Here is a 17,168-nt window from a genome sequence, read left to right as displayed (position 1 = left end):
TTTTTGCATCTATAAATTCTCTATTTGTATAGGTTGACCTGTACGTGCGGATTGATAAATAGCTAAAATAATTTTCAGTGGTTTTAATCCTTCTTCACCATTTATAAGAGGTTCTCTATCCTCCTGTACAGCATTTATCATATCAATAAACTGTAACCGATGGGAAGCTCCATCAAGAGCTGAAGGATCAACAGATGCATGATCACGATCTTCCCCATTATGATTTTTATTATCCGCTAAGTTGATGGCTTCACTTTCATTATTTAGATTTCGTAAATAATGTTTTATTAATTGATCATTCTCAATTATTGCTGTACCGGTAGTTCCGATAATCTCCAAGCGGGCTGACAGGCCCGGATAAGCAGTTGTAGTTCCAACAATGATTCCTAATCCGCCATTTTTAAATTTCACTGTGGCAACAGCCACATCCTCCACTTCAATTCCTTCATGAGCTAATATGGCAGTATGTGCATATACACTTTCCACCTCTCCCATAAGGAACTGAAATAAATCTATGGTATGAATGGCCTGATTAATTAATACACCTCCTCCATCCATTTTTATTGTTCCCCTCCATTTACTAGTATCATAGTAGCTTTGAGGACGATACCAATTCACAGAGGCTTGCCCAAGGACCATTTTTCCGAATCGACCTGAATCGATATCTGCTTTAATCCTCACAGATGATGCATCAAAGCGATGTTGTGAGATAACACTCAATTTAACACCATGTTCACGGCATACATCAATCATTTGCTGTGCTTTTTCAAGGGAAATATCCATTGGCTTTTCAACAATTACATGCTTTCCTGCCCGCGCAGCCTCTATTGCCATATCAGCATGAGTGCCGCTTGGTGTAATAATCGATACAATATCTATATCTTTTCTCTTTAGCATTTCTTGATAGTCTATATACCAATCTGCGCCTGCCTTTTCCGCAAGGGATTTTGCTTTACTCTCACTTCTGGAATATACAGCAACCACTTTTGCTCCTTCAATCGCTGAAATTTGCTCATAATGCGTGGTACTAATGAGCCCGGTTCCGACAATAGCAAACCCGAATTCCCTTTTCATCTCAACCGTTCTCCTTCATATAGTTTATTATAAAAGAACCTGTCAATTATTCTTTCTTGATAATTTTGTTATTATAGATGATATATGCATAGCTTTTCTGAATTTGTTGAATTTGAAATTTTAATCGTACTATTTTATATAAGAAATGTTATAGGATGGAGTGTATATCTTGAACGACAACGACCAAAATCAAAATAAAGCATCTAGTATCCAAGTTATAACGCGTGCAGCTAAAATACTGCGGACGCTTAAGGAGCATCCAAAAGGACTAAGCCTTACACAAATAGCAAAAGAGGTCGACCTGCCTAGATCAACCGTCCAAAGAATTGTAGCTGCATTAGAGCAAGAATACCTAGTCACAGCAGCATCTCCTACTAGCGGCTTTCGCCTTGGGCCAGAGATTGCAAGACTTGCTGGCGCTGTACATAGTGATTTAAGAGAAGAACTGAGACCATTTTTAATCGAGCTTTCTAATATGATTAATGAAACGGTCGATTTATCTATATTAGATAATGGTAAAGTTCTGTTCGTTGATCAAATTATTGCGGCTCACCCCCTGCAAGCAACCTCACAGCCTGGTGCCTCTTTTCCTTTGCATTGCACAGCAAACGGCAAAGCTATTCTCGCTTCGCTGTCTATAGCTGAAGTTGAAAACCTGCTGCCGGAAGAGCTAAAACGGTATACGGTTAAAACCATTACGAATCGGAATGAACTGTTACAGGAGTTAGAAACTGTCCGAAGAGAAGGAGTTGCTTTTACAAGAGAAGAGCATATTGAAGGTGTTTGTGCAGTTGGGGCTGTTGTAGTAGATCGATTGGGTAATCGGAGTGCAGTCTCCATTCCGCTTCCATCTATACGTTTTTATGGGAATGAAGAAAGGCTGGTTAGTGCCCTTCTCAACACATGTCAAAAAATCAATCAACATTTCAGGTAAAAAAAGAAAGGCGCTGGAATATGGTTTATTCCAAGCGCCTTACTTATGGTTTAGTTCAATATTATACTGCTACTGGTGATAATTTCTTTGCTGCTTCTTTTACTTTTTCTAGACCCTCAGCAATAATCTGTTCAGCTTGGGCTGCATTTGCAGCATGACCTTCGATAATAACTTCGTCAATGATTTCCATACCGAATACGCCGCCAACCACGTTTTTAATATAATTTGCAGCCATTTCCATTGGTGCTGCTTCTGGTGTTGAGTAAACGCCGCCGCGTGCGCTTAGGATTACTGCTTTTTTATCTTTCATTAATTGTACAAGTTGACCATTTTCATCGTACTTGAATGTAAAACCAGCTTGGTATACATAATCAATGAACGTTTGTAATGGTGCTGGGATTGTTAAGTTCCATAATGGGAATGCGAATACAACTAAATCAGCTGCTGTAAGAGCATCCATTGCTTTTTGTTTTGCAGCTAAAAGACGTTTTTCTAGGTCTGTCATTTCTTCGCCTGATTGTACTTTGCCGAAAGCATTAAATAAATCTTGACCAAAATAGGGCATATCTTCAGCAAAAACATCGAAAGTCGTAACATTCACACCTTCAACGTTTTCCATAAAAGTTTCATACATTTTACTTGATACAGCCTCGGAAGCTGGACGGTTATTTGCTTTTACTACTAATACATTCATTATATTTAAATCTCCTTTATTAAAGTTATTTTTAAATCATATATCTCGAATTGATAATATATTAATCTATTATTATTGTCAATCAAACTCGCATAGTATATTTATGTTTTAGATACCATAGAGATACTAATAAAGTCCTGGTATGATTAATCCCATCAGAATAATTATATATATTCTACGTAATAGACAGATTTCTTAAAGTGCCTTTGCGTTCGCTGAATCACGATGAAATAGCAGCTTACTTAATGAGAATAACTTGCTTCCATTAATAACAAGATAAACCGCAATAACTAAGAATGCTAAATCTAATTCATAACCGGCCATTTGACCATTCCCTAATAATCCAATGGCTAATTTTGCCTTTAATGTTGCTCCAATCATTAATAAGGCAAACAAAGCAGCTACTAGTCTTGTTGCCAATCCAACAATTAATAGGATACCCCCAATAATCTCGAGTAAGGCAACTCCATATGCCATAACTCCTGGTAAGCCAAGACTTTCAAACCAGCCTGCCGTGTTTTCTATACCACCTTGAAACTTTACAACTCCATGAATAAAAAATAGTGCTCCTAATGTAACGCGTAAAATAAGTGCTCCAATTTCATTTTTTATCATTTTAATTTCCTCCTAGTTGTTGTTTGTCTCAATTTCGAGATATTAATTTAAAAAAATTTATGATTTCACTTTGGCTTGTACTTTCTTTAAAAAATTGATCATTAACATGGACTCATCATCTGTTATATCTTCAAAAAAGGAATCAACCATCTCTTGATACTTCGGCATGATATTTTTCATCAATTCCATGCCATCAGCAGTTAAGGTTATATGAATAACCCGCCTGTCTTCTTTACAGTCGTTTCTTTTTATGATTCCTTTTTCCTCAAGTTTATCTATCACATACGTCATCGAACCGCTAGAGATTAGGATTCTATTTCCAATCTGTTGTATGGTTTGCTTTCCTTGGTAGTAAAGTACCTCTAAAACAGAAAATTCGGTAATACTAAGATTATTTATGGACATTTCATCTCTAATTCGTTCCTGAATCGCTTTTGAGGTTTGCATTAACAGTAAAAATGGCTGGTTTGAACATTTCCTTTCCATATTTCCACCTCCTGCCAATACTTTTAATTAATTAATCTCGAATTCGAGATAATGGTAATACAAATTTACTAATAAGTCAAATACAACTTTTCTTTAAAACGTAGACAGATTAGTGCCACAAGTTTTATCTCAACTTTGAATATCTTTAAATTGAGATATTTTTATTATATATTATCTTTTTCATTTGTCAACTAAGATATTTTTCTCATTCATAGAAAAAAACACCCTTATCTTTGACTAAGATAAGAGTGTTTGCGACGTTACCCCTCTTTAGGAGTGAAATGTATACGAGATTAAACAGTTTTCCAGTCAGCAGCAAATTTTTCAAGACCTTGATCTGTTAATGGATGTTTTGATAATTGCTCAATAACCTTAAATGGAATGGTTGCAATATGAGCTCCTGCCAACGCCACACGAGTAACATGGTCAGGATGACGAACTGATGCTGCAATGATTTGTGTATCCAAGTTTTGAACCTGGAACATCTTTGCGATTTTTGCAACTAATTCTACACCATCTTCGTTAATATCATCTAAACGGCCTAAGAAAGGTGAAACATATGTAGCTCCTGCACGCGCAGCCAATAATGCTTGGTTCACACTAAAAATAAGTGTAACATTTGTTTTAACACCTTTTTTAGTTAAATAGCGGCAAGCCTCTAACCCATCAAGTGTCATTGGAAGTTTGATGGTAATATTCTTATCGCCACCGTTAATTTTAATAAGCTCATCTGCTTCCGCAATCATTTGTTCAGCTGTCAACGCGTTTGGTGTTACCTCTGCTGAAACAGACTCAACCTCTGGTACGGCATTTAAAATTTCAGCAATACGATCTTCAAATTTCACGCCTTCTTTAGCTACTAAAGACGGGTTTGTTGTTACTCCTGATAATACGCCAATTTTATAGGCTTTTTTAATTTCTTCAAGATTTGCAGTATCGATAAAAAATTTCATTAATCTTTTCCTCCAATTTTTATAAATATATGATTATTTTAACTCTTTTCGACAGCTTGTCCACTAAAATCGACTCTTATGTGTCCACAAATTTACCAGCAAGGCGCCATCCTCTAGATGAACGATAGCTTATTATTAAGGACAATGCAATGACTGGTGTTGCTTTTTATGAGAACTAAAGTTTATCTTCCGACCATTTTCATTCCTAAAGCAATGCAGAATCCCTTTAATTTCTTTATAATTTGAATATTTTAAACAAAGCAATCTCAGTCAATTTTTATCAGCCATGAATTTTTAAAAAGTAAACCATTGTTTCAAATTTCGTGCACCCTTTTTGATTTCGAATTCTCTGCTAACACTATTTACGAACTTGGGTTACAAGTTTTTTATCAATAATGGTAATAGCAGCATCTGCCATTTCAACAAATAAGCCACTGTCCACCACGCCGGGTATGAGGTTTAGATTTTTCTCTAATTCTTTTGGCTGCCTAATTTTTTGAAAACTGGTGTCCACAATATAGTTACCGTTATCAGTTAAAAAAGGATTCCCCTGATGCTGTCGTAACTTCGTTGTGCTGCCAAGATCTCGGATATGCTTCATTGTCATTTTAAATCCGTATGGGACCACTTCTATTGGCAGTGGAAAAAATCCTAATGTATCTACATTTTTGTGGGAGTCCGCAATGACAATAAAAGTCTTAGAAGCCTTTGCGATAATTTTCTCTCTTAAAAGCGCCCCTCCGCCTCCTTTAATGAGATTTAACTCTGGATCGACTTCATCTGCTCCATCGACTGCCAGATCAATTTGCTCTATCTCATTGAATGAAACAAGTGGGATGCCAAGTTCACTTGCTAATTTTTCTGTTTGCTTAGAAGTAGGGACTCCCTTAATGCTTAGTCCTTGCTGTACTAATTCGCCAAGTTTAGTAATGAAATAAAATGCAGTTGACCCTGTACCCAGTCCAACTACCATCCCATCTTTTACGTACTCTACAGCTTTTTCTCCAACGACCTTTTTTTCATTCAAGGCTTTGTCCCCCTTCAACGAAGCTGGATACTACATTGATAATTTGTCCATTATTTAAAAAATCACTCAGTCCTAATCTGGATAGCGTGATATACTTTTCTTATTCTTACTCCACCTCTAAGAGTTGTATATTTTCTTAATGAGGTGGAAATGACTAATCGCACTATCCCTCTCTACCATGTGTTTCTTTAATTGAAGTTCCCATAAAATTTATAGGAGAGATAATGATGAAAATTTATGTTGATGCAGATGCTTGTCCGGTAAAGGATATTATTATCTCAGAAGGTACCAAGGCTGATATACCTGTAATTCTAGTTACTAGCTTTTCTCATTTTTCGACTGCGGAACAACCATCAGGTGTGGAAACGATATATGTCGATTCTGGAGCAGATGCGGCGGATTATCGGATTATGAAGTTAGCAAAAACAGGTGATATAATCATTACCCAAGATTATGGTCTCGCTTCTTTAGGATTGGCAAAAGGGTGTACAGTTCTTCACCATACTGGGTATACCTATACAAATGAAAACATTGACCAATTATTACAAACACGTTATTTGAGTGCAATGGCTCGAAAAGGCGGAAAGCGTACAAAGGGTCCAAAACCTTTCACAGCAGAAGATAAGGAGAAATTTAGGGGGCTTTTTAAAAGCACGATTTTATCTTAAAAATTGTTCCTCCAATTAAAGGAACCCTTGCCCCTGGTTATGTCCCTTCTCCATTTCCTAACCTTTCTACTTTACTTTTCTTATTCTACAGCCTCATCTCGATATTGAGAGGGAGACCTTCCTGTTTCCTTTTTAAAGACTCTTGCAAAGTAGGAAGGATCTTCGTAGCCTATCGTCCAGGCAATTTCCTCAACAGTTAGATTCTCTGTTTTTAACAAATGTTTAGCCTGGTTAATTCGTAACATCTGCTGGTAAGCAGTTAGTGTCATCTTTGTTTCTTCTTTAAATTTGCGGGACAGATGACTAGGATGGATAGACAGTTTTGCTGCCAACTCTTCTTTAATGATTGGTTGATTATAAAAACTGTGGATGTACTCAATCACCTGTTGAGTCATATAGGTGTATTTACTTAATGAGTTTGAGATAACTAAATCGCAATATTCCTCAATCATTCGATCTTCTAACTGCTGCAGTGTTTCAACTTGATTCGCCTTTACAATATCATAGGCAAACTTTTCTGAAATCCGGTGAATCATAATGGCAGGTACATGACTATTTCTTGCCGCCATCCGCAGAAGAGTATTTAGTATAATGGCCACATTTTTGAGTCGTTGCAACGGCTGATTTGGAAAACGTTCTGAAAAAGAAAACAGCATATTTTGAGAATTAATGAGTGCCAGCGCCGTTTTTTTATCTCCACATTCAACCGCATGCATAAAATTTTTTTCCGTCTTATACCTCAATTTAACGATTTCGGCTTCTTCATCAACGTTAAGGTGGTCCTCCTGATTGAGAACAGAACCGCTGCTTTTTTTAGAAAAAATAACGACTGGGGCCAATTCCTGCTCCATCATGTTTATAAACTGCTGAAGGACACTTCCATAACTGCTTGCCTCGTCAACAGTTAGTACATCAATTTTAACTGCTATCAGCCTTAAATCCTCACGTTGTGTTCCTGAGAGACGATATTCCTTTGACAAAAGGAATAAATTCGGTGTCTTGTCAAAATAAGGGCCGATAATAATGGTATAGACTTCATCCCTTTCGAAGAAGGAATATCCGAAATAGTGTAAGTCCCATTCATTTATATAGGAATACAGTTGTCCTCGCTGCTCGATAGTGTCATACAAAAATAAAACATCTCTCCTCCTTGAACCCGGCATGAAGGCTGGGATAATAATCATTTCATAATGGTAAACAAGCTCCCGATTTCGATTCAATACATATGTATTTAAATTGGTTATATGTTGTATTTTCATTGCTGTTGAGACGATTTTTGATTGTTCCAGGTGACGTTCCTCCAAATGGACACTTGCAAAAAAACATTTTCTGTCCAGATATTATCAAATAAATCCTACTGATAAATTTTTGAGTTCATTATACTAATATTGCATAAACGATTTCAATCAAGACTATGTAAAATGAAAGCGTTAAAAAATATTTATGATTTAAGTGATAGTAATACCGGAAACTAAAGCAAAAGATAAAGGATATGGGAGTGTGAAAAACAACTATGAGTAATCAAAAACAAATTCATCCTGATCAAATACATTCACCCAATCAGACAAAAGAAACGAAATTGGCTAAAGTCTTAGGTGTTATCTCAGGAAGTTTCGCCCCAATTATCGGCGTTCTTGCCGGTGCTGGTCTATTAAAAGCATTATTATCGGTATTAAACACTATCGGCTGGCTGTCCAATGAAAGCGGTGCCTATATTATTTTATCAGCTGCCGGAGATGCCATTTTTCACTTTCTTCCCTTGTTTCTCGGAATATCCATTGCGCTTAAATTGGGTGCAAACGGATATGTAGGCGGTGTTATTGGTGCCTCTATTCTGACTCCTGAAATTATGCACCTTGTTGAAAACGATGTGAAGACCATCGACTTTTTTGGCCTTCCAGTCTTATTAGCAGATTATTCTTCTACTGTTTTTCCAATTTTTATTGCAATGTTTGTGTATGCAGGTGTAGATCGCTTCTTAAAGAAAGTTATTTATAAAGATATCCAAATGTTTATCAACCCTATGATTTCATTAATTATTCTCGTTCCACTAACGATGCTGGTGTTTGGTCCTATCGGTACTCTTCTAGGAGAAGGATTAGGTTCGGTCATTAATTTCCTAAGCGGCAAAAGCGGACTTTTAGCAGGGGCTGTTTTAGGTGCTTCTTGGACGTTCCTAACCATTATGGGCTTGCATTGGACCATTATTCCATTAGCTATTGTCAATCTGGCAACGGGTCCAGACCCTATTATTGCCATGGCGGCGGCAGCTCCATTTGCACAAGTGGGAATCGGAATGGCTGTTTTCCTAAAAACACGTGATAAAGATTTGAAGGCTCTAGCAGCAAGCGGAATCGTTCCTGGCGCATTGGCCGGAACAACCGAAGCAATCAATTATGGTATCATCCTTCGCTACCGAAAAACCATGATATATGTTATCATTGCGGCAGCAATAGGCGGGGCAATCAATGGAAGTGTCGGAGTTGTAATGAATGACTTTGTTCTTCCAAGTGTACTTTCCATTCCTGCATTTACACCAGTTTGGGAATATTTAATTGGAATTGGCGCTGCTTTTGCGATTGGATTTTTATTGACGTATCTTCTAGGCTATGAAGGCAAGAATTCAAAGTAGATGGTGGTTTTACCCAAAATTTTTTTGGTGTTAAACCTGAAAGTATTAAAAGTCCTTTACGAGCTGTATGGCAGGTCCTGCAGCTAGTCCGTCAAAACATGTGTTATGATACGGACAGTGTCCTTCATATGTATCTTCTGGCTGCTTCCTTAGGACTCCTTCTTCAATTGCTCATAGATTTTCCTCCTATATGTATAAATAAAACAGCCCTGTTGTTAAACAGAGCTGTTTTATTTCGTTTATTAAGAACTAAACATCTCGTAACGAACTTCTTTTATTTGGGCTCCTTTTCCTGAAAGGATAATGCTTGTTCCTTTTTCTTTTTCATATGCCGTAAATGTTACGACTTTTTCTCCCTTATTCACAAAGATTTCAACTGAATGAAGATCCACATAAAATTCTAGTGTGTTTTCTTCATTGTTAAAACAGTCACGTACGGTAATTGGTTCACTATCTCCATAATCAGAAGTAATCACAACAGAATTGGATGATGGATCCACACTCACGCGTGTTGCTGTTTTATCTTTCTTGTTTAATTCAACAACAAACGATTCACTATTAGATAAAAGTGATAGGGATAAATATCCTGTTCTTCCGCTTTCAATTTGCAAGTCCTCATTTAATGAAACATGTTCATGAACAGCAACGGGTGTGAAATAATCGTCATGGCTAATATAGGCTTGTTGGATCAATGTGTTGTTTTTGATGTGTAACTTTCTTGGTAAACTCATCATGCCGTTATAGCCGTACTCTTTTGGTGGTGTTGCTTTTGTCCAACGATGCATCCATCCAATTAAAAGTCTCTCTTCGTTTTGACCGTCCGTTGTTTGAGGTGCGTAAAACGTTGCATAATCTAGCAAACCCTTTGACTCAGGAGTGAATGCTCCGTTTTCAAAATCCAAGTGTCCAATCACATAAGACGTCTTTTTCTCTACTTCTCCGTCAAATTCAGGGTCGCATGGCATTTCTGAGAAAATTAGCACATCTTTTCCGTCTAAGTGGAAGAGATCTGGACATTCTAGTAACGTATTTTCTTCAAATGGCAATTGAAAAATAGAAGAATGAAAGCTCCACTGTAGTAAATCCTTTGATTGGAACATGATGATTTCACCACGTCGTTCCGCGTTTCTTACCGCTAATACACAGTAGTATATCCCGTCACGCTCTAACACTTTAGGGTCTCTAAAATCACAAATGAGATACCCTTCTGGCAATTCCTTTTCTCCAATTACAGGATTTAATTTGTATTTCTCGAAATGGATACCATCGTCTGATACTGCAACACACTGACGTTCAGCAATTTGTGATTCATCTTTATCAAACCCTAAGTTAGGATCAATATGACCTGTATAAATGAGATAGAGCTTCCCATCCTTTTCAATTGCACTTCCAGAAAAACATCCGTTTGCATCATACGCTTTGTCATTGGCCATCGCTACGGGAAGGTACTCCCAATTGACAAAATCATTTGTTGTTGCATGACCCCAATGCATGTCATTCCATACAATGTCATACGGGTAATACTGATAAAAGAGCTGGTATTTCCCTTTGTAAAAGGAAAAACCATTTGGGTCATTGAGCCATCCGATTTCTGGTGAAAAGTGAAAAAGGGGGCGGTTATTGGTTTTATGTTTGTTTTCTTTGATATAGTCGTTTGCTTTTTGTAGTCGATTCATAGGGCACCTCTTTTATTTAATTCCACTTTGCATGGAACCTTCCACAATGTATTTTTGGAAAATGATATAAAGAATAACAATTGGAATCGTTACGATTGTTAGTGCTGCCATCATGTGACTTGTGAAAATGTTATACGTGTCAGCAAAAACCGCATTAAGGGCAACTTGAATTGGCATCAAATCTGCGTTTGATAACGCCATAACCGGCCATAAGAAATCGTTCCATGATGCTAAGAACGTTAAAATTCCAACTGTAATATACATAGTTAAGCTTGATGGCATGACGATTCGAAAGAAACATCCTACTTCACTTAGTCCATCAATTTTTCCTGATTCAATCAATTCACCAGGGAAGGATAAGAAATGTTGTCTGAATAAGAATATGTTCATCACATTGATGATAAATGGCATCAAATAACCTGGAATCGTGTTGATTAATCCCATTTCATTTACCACTAAAAACAAGGGAAGAATGGTCGCTTCAATTGGCACAATCATAAGTGCGATAATAAAAATTAAAATCCAATCTTTATATGGAAATTTAAATCTTGCTAGAGCATATCCTGCCAATGAATTGATGGTTAATCCTACAACCACTGTAACGGATGCATAAATCAAACTATTTCCAACGTTCTTAAAGATGTTATAAAAACCTAATAACTCCACATAGGAATCAAACGAAAGATCAGAAAATCTTGGAACAAAGGCAAAGATTGTATCAATATCTCTGTAAATCACTTCATCGATTTTAAATGAAGAAAGAATCATCCAAATAAGAGGAAGTAAAAATTGTAATGCCACAAGAGACGCCAAGATATAAAACAAGGTTTTCTTTACAATTTTCATGCTGCTTTCTCCTCTCTAAATAGCTTTTTAATAATGATTGAGATAACGACTAAGAAAATCGTGAATACTAATGTAATGGCACTTGCATATCCAATGTTTCGGTGACGGAATCCATACTCATAAATGTATTGCAAAATGGTAATCGTTGAGTAATCCGGACCTCCACCTGTCATAACCATCGGTTGAACAATGAGTTTAAACGCCTGAATCGTGGTGGTGATCACTAAAAACATCAGAATGGGTTTTAATGACGGAATGGTGATAAATAAAAACTTTTGGAACGCATTGGCTCCGTCAATGTCCGCTGCTTCATAAAGGCTTCCATCAATATTTTTAAGTCCTGCTAAAAAGATCATCATTTGATACCCACACCCTGACCATGCAGAGATCGCAATGATCGTATACATTGCTTGAGAGGCACTTGAGAGGAAAGGCTGCTTTGAAATCCCAACATTCGCAAGGAGTTCATTCATTAATCCAGATGTTGGGTTTAACATGACCGTCCATAGGATTGAGATGACAACAAGTGATAAAACAGCTGGTGAAAAATAGGCGGTACGGAAGAACCCTACGCCTCTGATTTTTTTGTTGACAATCAGCGCAAGTCCAAGTGCCATCGACAGTTGCAGAGGAACAACAAATACCACAAACTTAATCGTGTTTTTAAAACTTTGGATCAACACTTCATCTGTCATCATTCGCTTAAAGTTTTCAAGTCCATTAAATTCTTTGTCGTTTGGTTTTAATAAATAGTAGTCCGTAAAGCCGTACGTAAACGCTAAAATAATTGGTAATACAATGAAAAGAATCGCTAGAATTAAAGCAGGTGTTAAAAATCCGTAAGCGGACACGATATCTCTTGTTTTATAATGTTCGCTATGTCTGAAGTGTTCGGTTGTATTTCTCACTTTTACAAAACGTTTGATAAATTTCTTCATAGTTCACACCCCTTTTAAAAAAGCGTAAGAGGTGAGGTCCTCGCCTCACCTCTTACTTTTACAAACGATTATTTTTTGTACTTTGCAAATTCTAATTCAATTTTCTTCGCTGCATCGTCTAAATATTTCTTGATTGTTGCTTCATCTGTCGCTTTGTTTTGAGCGATTTTAAGAATGACGTCTTTTGCAAAGGTTTCAGAAAGATAAGGATATCCTGGGGATACAGGACGAGATTTGTTTGTATTTTCCACTTGATACTTTAATACTGACCATGCATCGTTGTGATATGGGTTGTCAGTATTTGTATCAATTGCATCCACGGAATTGATTCTTGTTGGAATAGAACCGTTTTTAGCAAAATATTCCTTTGATGCTTCGTCGTTAGTTAACCATTCCATGACTTCAACGATTTGCTTGATGCGATCTTCGTCTTCTTCTTGTCCGTTACGAACAAATGCCCAAGATCCTGATGGTGTGTATAACCCGTTCAAGTTTTCACTCATTTTTGGATAACGAACCGTTTTGAATTTTAAGTCAGGATAATTATTGATAAGCTCATTTACATACCAGAATCCGCTAACAGATAGTGCTGATTTTCCTGTATGGAATGTTTTTTCGGATTCTGTCGCACTAGCAAGTGCTGGTTCAGCAAATAATTGTGCATACTTTGTTAATGCTTCTACACTTTTGTCACTGTTTAATACGCCATCAACTGTTACACCATCTTCAGCGACAATGTTTGCATCATTTCCCCAAAGAAGTGGTGTGAAGTAGTATGTTCCTAATTCATAGGCACCTGCAGGAATGTCTGTTAGTAATAAACTTACAGCCATTTCATAATTTGCAAACGCTGGATCATCCGTCGTTTTTGCGAACTCGTCCACTTTTCTTGATAACTCAATAAATTGATCCCATGTCCAGTCTTGATCAAGTGAAGGAACTAATGCTTTTACATCTTCAGGTAATGCATTGATCATGTCTTCGTTATACATGATAGCTACGCCTGAGTCTGAATAACCCATTCCATAGAATTTTCCGTCCACTGTTCCTTGGTCGATAATCGCTTGCGTGAATCCATCTTTGAATCCTTCGCTCATGTATTCATCTAGTTCACCAAGTAATCCTGAATCAACGTAAGCCCCAATATCAGGTCCGTCTAATGTGAAAATATCAGGCATGTCATTTGCTGTAATTGCTGCATTCAGCTTATCTATATAGCCTGAACCAGCTCCTGCACGTGTGATGTTTTGTATTTCGACTTTAGGTCCATCTGGATGAGCCTCATTGTAGCTCTTTACCCGGTCAGCAAACATCTTTCCTTCTGGATGATCTGCTGCGGCTTGTGTCCAAACTACAATTTTGTCACTGCTGCTAGTTTTGTCAGAACTACATGCTACTAACGAAAAGACTAAAGACAGTATTGAAACAAACAACATTAACTTTTTCATACTTCTCCCCCTTGTTCTCTTAATATCTTATCAAGCGCTTTCATTGTTGAATTGTGAGTTAGTTTAGCGCTTTCATAAGCTAATGATAAGGTAATTAAAGCGCCTTCGAAATGCGGCATTTTTCTAAAAAATGTTTAAATTCTTATTATTGAAAAAGAAAAGAGTAAGGTGCCCGCTTATCAGCAACAAGCACAAGGCAATAAACAAAAAAGCCTCATCACCTAGTAGGGAGAGGCTTCATTATTTTTTACTAGTTTACGATATTCACTTGGTGTTTTTTTCATTTTCCTTTTAAATACTTGGCTGAAGTAGCGCTGATCGGTATAGCCGACTTTTTCGGCAATTTCATATGTTTTAAGATCTGTATTTTGCAGGAAAAGGCATGCATATTCCATTCTGACATTTGTTAAATAATCGAGAAAGGTAAGACCGGTTTTTTGTTTAAAAAGCAGGCTAAAATAGCTAACACTTAATCCTACATGTTCGGCAATCTGTTCCATACCAAGATCTGTTTGAAAGTTATTTCGGATATAGTCGAGCGCCTCTTCCATCATATCTGCAGCTGATTGGCTGGGCTTATATTCCTTCTTTAGCCGCTCTTCTGTCAGAATATTGCCGGTTATATAGTTATCATATTTTAGTAATTCCTTGGCAGCATCAACGGAATGCTTTATTTCAAATAACTGCTCAACGACTTTACCAACCGAGATGATGCACTGATCAGAGCCTGCATGAAAAAGCTGCTGTGAAAATGCATCCGTAATATCCACTGCTTGATTGATGAAGTGTTTTGCCATTTCAACGACTACCATCACTTCTCTATCTGACAGCGTGTAAACAAATAGGTTCGCATTCCACTTAGAAAGGAAGTCTTTACTTTTTGTAAGAATTAATTCGATATCTTCCTTATAGTTTTTTAGGATCATTGAGAAATAAAAAGCTTGCTTGTTGTTGATTTGAGCGTCCACTTTCCCTGATGTAATCAGCTCATAGATTGCATTTTTCTCATGTCGATAAACACTTACCTTTTGCTCTTTTAATTTGTTAAGCGCTCTTTTAACGCAATCTTCCAATTCGTCATAATCAATCGGCTTTAAAATATAGTCGAACGCGTTATTTTTAATTGCTTCTTTTGCATATTCAAAATCATCATAACCGCTTATTAAAATAACCATTGGCTTATTATCGATCTGATTTAATGTCTTTAACAGTTCAATCCCGCTCATTTCAGGCATTGAAATATCTGTTAATAGAAGATCTGCTTGTTGATTTTCGATGATCCCCATGACTTCTTGTCCATTTTGAGCTGTCCCAATGATTTCACAGTCTAATCCCTGCCAATCGATGATTTGTGCAAGATTTTTTAAGATTAACTTTTCGTCATCCGCAATTACTACTTTATATCCCATTTAACCACCTTTAATCGGAAATGAAATTTTAATTAATGTACCCTCATTTTTCGCCGAACAAATGATGAGACCATATTTCTCTCCATAAAAAAGTCTTATCCGCTCATCAACATTGCGTACACCGTGACCATTACTTGTTTGAGTATGATGATTTTCTAGTTTCCACTTATTTAATTCCATTAGTACACGTCCATCAATACCCTTACCATTGTCTTCAATCCAAAACTCGCCATGGCCGTTTGAAACCGTACCTCTAATCTTAATCAGCCCTTCTTCATCATCTCTGTTTGAAAACGCATGGATTAATACATTTTCTACGAGCGGCTGCAGAATTAGTTTAAGGACCGGATAATTATTCAGTTCTTCCTCTACATCTACTTCGAAAGAAAAACGATTATCAAATCTTATTTTCTGTATTTCCAGATAGCTGATTACATGACGGATCTCATCTTTTACTTTCACTTCATATCCACCATTAATGCTAATGCGCAGCAGCTTACCGAGGTTAATCGTCATTTTACTAATTTCCCTTTGCCCATTTGAAGCAGCCAGTGCATTAATTGATTCAAGGGTATTGTATAAAAAATGAGGATTGATTTGCTGCTGCAGCACTCTAAACTGAGCCTCTCGCTTGCGTTCCTGTTCAGTCTCAATGTCGCTCATCAATTGTTGAAGTTTTCCGATCATGTTATTAAAGCCCTGCGAAATGTTTTGTAATTCTTGAAAATTAAATCTTCCCATTCGTTTGCTGAGCCTGCCACTTTCAACTTGCTTCATCCTTATTAACAGTTCATGAATAAAACGAGAAATTCTTTTTAAATACAATAAATTAAATATACCCGCAGTTAACACCGTAAACCCAACAACGACTAACATGGTGTTTCGGATATTGACGATATCACTGGCAATAGTTTTCCAAGGCTTTATTGAAACTAGGAAGAGCTGTGAGTTACCACCCGTTTCAAAACTAGACGGTATATAAGTAATCAAACTTTTTTCATCGTCCCATACATCAGTAAGGTAACCACTTTTATTGGTTGGAAAATCAGAAAAACTTTGAATGTCCAGACTTTTACCAATGAAATTCCGGTTTAATGAATAAAGCACAATTCCCTCTTTATTTACAATCAATTCATGGCTGGGACCTCCATAAATATTTTTAAAAATGGGATCAAATAAATCTAGTTTTACATGCAGTATTAAATACCCTAAATTATCAAGCGTGTTAATATCCTTTATGACTCTTGATTGAGTTAGAATATAATCCTGACTAAAAAAAAGGTTTTGATTTTCATATGGAGTTAACCAAACCGGACGACCTTTCTGCTGTAATACCTCATCCAAAAACAAACTTGAGCGAAGGGCATCTAAGCTCGTAACCTTATCGTCGGTATAAGTAATCACATTCCCATCAAGTGTAAAAAGAACGAGATTATCAATCTGTGAATTTCCATACATCTTTCCGGCGATTTCCTGCTGATCGCTGTAGAATTCATAAATCGAGGACGTATTTTGTGTATTTAAATAGTTCTGAATAGCACTCGATGAAACAACATAATCAGAAAAGGAATTCACTTCAGAAACAGCAGCTAATAAATTTCGATCAACCGCCTTTAAAGTTTGAATCATTTGCTCACTAATATTTTTTTGTAATGTGGTGGATGAAATTTTGTAAGAAACAACCCCTAGTATAATAATCGGAATTAATACAAAACAGATAAAGGCTATAATTACCTTATGCTGAAATTTTAACATAACGGCACCTAAT

The 17,168-nt window shown here is 36.8% G+C and carries 16 protein-coding genes and 1 pseudogene; 3 read left to right on the top strand and 14 right to left on the bottom strand.

All coding sequences use genetic code 11. From position 1 onward, the window contains the following. Positions 1 to 9: 9 nt before the first annotated feature. Positions 10 to 1,074, bottom strand: coding sequence for a Gfo/Idh/MocA family protein (locus QFZ28_RS25385; RefSeq protein WP_307197405.1), 1,065 nt, complete (start codon positions 1,072 to 1,074; stop codon positions 10 to 12). A 169-nt stretch (positions 1,075 to 1,243) separates the two neighbouring features. On the opposite strand from QFZ28_RS25385, the gene QFZ28_RS25380 reads away from it, so the two are divergent. Next, a complete protein-coding gene (locus QFZ28_RS25380) occupies positions 1,244 to 2,008 on the top strand; it encodes an IclR family transcriptional regulator (protein WP_307197404.1) in 765 nt (254 codons plus the stop codon). 61 nt (positions 2,009 to 2,069) lie between these two features. Here the strand turns inward: QFZ28_RS25380 and QFZ28_RS25375 are convergent, their stop codons facing one another. From QFZ28_RS25375 to rpiA, 5 genes are all read right to left on the bottom strand, one after another. Next, a complete protein-coding gene (locus QFZ28_RS25375) occupies positions 2,070 to 2,702 on the bottom strand; it encodes an FMN-dependent NADH-azoreductase (protein ID WP_307197403.1) in 633 nt (210 codons plus the stop codon). A gap of 195 nt (positions 2,703 to 2,897) precedes the next feature. Beyond that, a complete protein-coding gene (locus tag QFZ28_RS25370; RefSeq protein WP_307197402.1) occupies positions 2,898 to 3,317 on the bottom strand; it encodes a DoxX family protein in 420 nt (139 codons plus the stop codon). Positions 3,318 to 3,374: 57 nt separating this feature from the next. Further along, positions 3,375 to 3,803: a MarR family winged helix-turn-helix transcriptional regulator gene (locus tag QFZ28_RS25365; RefSeq protein WP_307197401.1), complete on the bottom strand. Its 429-nt coding sequence runs from the start codon at positions 3,801 to 3,803 to the stop codon at positions 3,375 to 3,377. 293 nt (positions 3,804 to 4,096) lie between these two features. Then, positions 4,097 to 4,756, bottom strand: coding sequence for a fructose-6-phosphate aldolase (gene fsa, locus QFZ28_RS25360; RefSeq protein WP_307197400.1), 660 nt, complete (start codon positions 4,754 to 4,756; stop codon positions 4,097 to 4,099). Between the two features lie 358 nt (positions 4,757 to 5,114). Continuing rightward, the gene (gene rpiA, locus QFZ28_RS25355; RefSeq protein ID WP_307197399.1) at positions 5,115 to 5,783 is read right to left on the bottom strand and encodes a ribose-5-phosphate isomerase RpiA; all 669 of its coding nucleotides are present in this window, start codon (positions 5,781 to 5,783) and stop codon (positions 5,115 to 5,117) included. Between the two features lie 227 nt (positions 5,784 to 6,010). Between rpiA and QFZ28_RS25350 the strand changes: the two genes are divergently transcribed. After that, positions 6,011 to 6,451 (top strand): YaiI/YqxD family protein, encoded by a 441-nt coding sequence (locus tag QFZ28_RS25350; protein ID WP_307197398.1) that lies wholly within the window; start codon positions 6,011 to 6,013, stop codon positions 6,449 to 6,451. 80 nt (positions 6,452 to 6,531) lie between these two features. Here QFZ28_RS25350 and QFZ28_RS25345 read toward each other — a convergent pair whose 3' ends face one another. Continuing rightward, positions 6,532 to 7,755: a helix-turn-helix transcriptional regulator gene (locus QFZ28_RS25345; protein ID WP_307197397.1), complete on the bottom strand. Its 1,224-nt coding sequence runs from the start codon at positions 7,753 to 7,755 to the stop codon at positions 6,532 to 6,534. A 209-nt stretch (positions 7,756 to 7,964) separates the two neighbouring features. On the opposite strand from QFZ28_RS25345, the gene QFZ28_RS25340 reads away from it, so the two are divergent. Next, positions 7,965 to 9,083, top strand: a complete 1,119-nt coding sequence (locus QFZ28_RS25340) for a PTS transporter subunit EIIC (RefSeq protein WP_307197396.1) — start codon at positions 7,965 to 7,967, stop codon at positions 9,081 to 9,083. A gap of 63 nt (positions 9,084 to 9,146) precedes the next feature. Here QFZ28_RS25340 and QFZ28_RS25335 read toward each other — a convergent pair. From QFZ28_RS25335 to QFZ28_RS25305, 7 genes and pseudogenes are all read right to left on the bottom strand, one after another. Then, positions 9,147 to 9,239 (bottom strand): annotated as a pseudogene (locus QFZ28_RS25335) (fructokinase); the annotation flags it as partial. An 86-nt stretch (positions 9,240 to 9,325) separates the two neighbouring features. Next, positions 9,326 to 10,759, bottom strand: coding sequence for a glycoside hydrolase family 32 protein (locus tag QFZ28_RS25330; protein ID WP_307197395.1), 1,434 nt, complete (start codon positions 10,757 to 10,759; stop codon positions 9,326 to 9,328). 12 nt (positions 10,760 to 10,771) lie between these two features. Continuing rightward, positions 10,772 to 11,605 carry a carbohydrate ABC transporter permease gene (locus QFZ28_RS25325; RefSeq protein WP_307197394.1) on the bottom strand — a complete coding sequence of 278 codons (834 nt, stop codon included), beginning with the start codon at positions 11,603 to 11,605 and terminating at the stop codon, positions 10,772 to 10,774. Next, entirely contained in the window at positions 11,602 to 12,543 is a 942-nt protein-coding gene (locus tag QFZ28_RS25320) for a carbohydrate ABC transporter permease (RefSeq protein ID WP_192651042.1), read from the bottom strand. The genes QFZ28_RS25325 and QFZ28_RS25320 overlap by 4 nt, the downstream gene beginning before the upstream one ends. 68 nt (positions 12,544 to 12,611) lie before the next feature. Next, entirely contained in the window at positions 12,612 to 13,991 is a 1,380-nt protein-coding gene (locus tag QFZ28_RS25315; RefSeq protein ID WP_307197393.1) for an ABC transporter substrate-binding protein, read from the bottom strand. Positions 13,992 to 14,212: 221 nt separating this feature from the next. Then, entirely contained in the window at positions 14,213 to 15,400 is a 1,188-nt protein-coding gene (locus QFZ28_RS25310; RefSeq protein ID WP_307197392.1) for a response regulator transcription factor, read from the bottom strand. After that, positions 15,401 to 17,155, bottom strand: coding sequence for a cache domain-containing sensor histidine kinase (locus QFZ28_RS25305; RefSeq protein WP_307197391.1), 1,755 nt, complete (start codon positions 17,153 to 17,155; stop codon positions 15,401 to 15,403). It lies immediately after the preceding gene. Positions 17,156 to 17,168: the final 13 nt, after the last annotated feature.

Origin of the sequence: Neobacillus niacini (genome assembly GCF_030817695.1) — a bacterium.
Lineage (GTDB): Bacteria > Bacillota > Bacilli > Bacillales > Cytobacillaceae > Neobacillus > Neobacillus niacini_F.
This window is presented reverse-complemented; position numbering and strand designations above follow the sequence as displayed.

What these genes read in the sequence shown, in the direction of transcription:
- QFZ28_RS25385 (WP_307197405.1), bottom strand. Translation starts at nt 1,074, where the DNA reads ATGAAAAGGGAATTCGGGTTTGCTATTGTCGGAACCGGGCTCATTAGT.
- QFZ28_RS25375 (WP_307197403.1), bottom strand. Translation starts at nt 2,702, where the DNA reads ATGAATGTATTAGTAGTAAAAGCAAATAACCGTCCAGCTTCCGAGGCT.
- QFZ28_RS25370 (WP_307197402.1), bottom strand. Translation starts at nt 3,317, where the DNA reads ATGATAAAAAATGAAATTGGAGCACTTATTTTACGCGTTACATTAGGA.
- QFZ28_RS25365 (WP_307197401.1), bottom strand. Translation starts at nt 3,803, where the DNA reads ATGGAAAGGAAATGTTCAAACCAGCCATTTTTACTGTTAATGCAAACC.
- fsa (WP_307197400.1), bottom strand. Translation starts at nt 4,756, where the DNA reads ATGAAATTTTTTATCGATACTGCAAATCTTGAAGAAATTAAAAAAGCC.
- QFZ28_RS25350 (WP_307197398.1), top strand. Translation starts at nt 6,011, where the DNA reads ATGAAAATTTATGTTGATGCAGATGCTTGTCCGGTAAAGGATATTATT.
- QFZ28_RS25340 (WP_307197396.1), top strand. Translation starts at nt 7,965, where the DNA reads ATGAGTAATCAAAAACAAATTCATCCTGATCAAATACATTCACCCAAT.
- QFZ28_RS25330 (WP_307197395.1), bottom strand. Translation starts at nt 10,759, where the DNA reads ATGAATCGACTACAAAAAGCAAACGACTATATCAAAGAAAACAAACAT.
- QFZ28_RS25325 (WP_307197394.1), bottom strand. Translation starts at nt 11,605, where the DNA reads ATGAAAATTGTAAAGAAAACCTTGTTTTATATCTTGGCGTCTCTTGTG.
- QFZ28_RS25320 (WP_192651042.1), bottom strand. Translation starts at nt 12,543, where the DNA reads ATGAAGAAATTTATCAAACGTTTTGTAAAAGTGAGAAATACAACCGAA.
- QFZ28_RS25315 (WP_307197393.1), bottom strand. Translation starts at nt 13,991, where the DNA reads ATGAAAAAGTTAATGTTGTTTGTTTCAATACTGTCTTTAGTCTTTTCG.
- QFZ28_RS25310 (WP_307197392.1), bottom strand. Translation starts at nt 15,400, where the DNA reads ATGGGATATAAAGTAGTAATTGCGGATGACGAAAAGTTAATCTTAAAA.
- QFZ28_RS25305 (WP_307197391.1), bottom strand. Translation starts at nt 17,155, where the DNA reads ATGTTAAAATTTCAGCATAAGGTAATTATAGCCTTTATCTGTTTTGTA.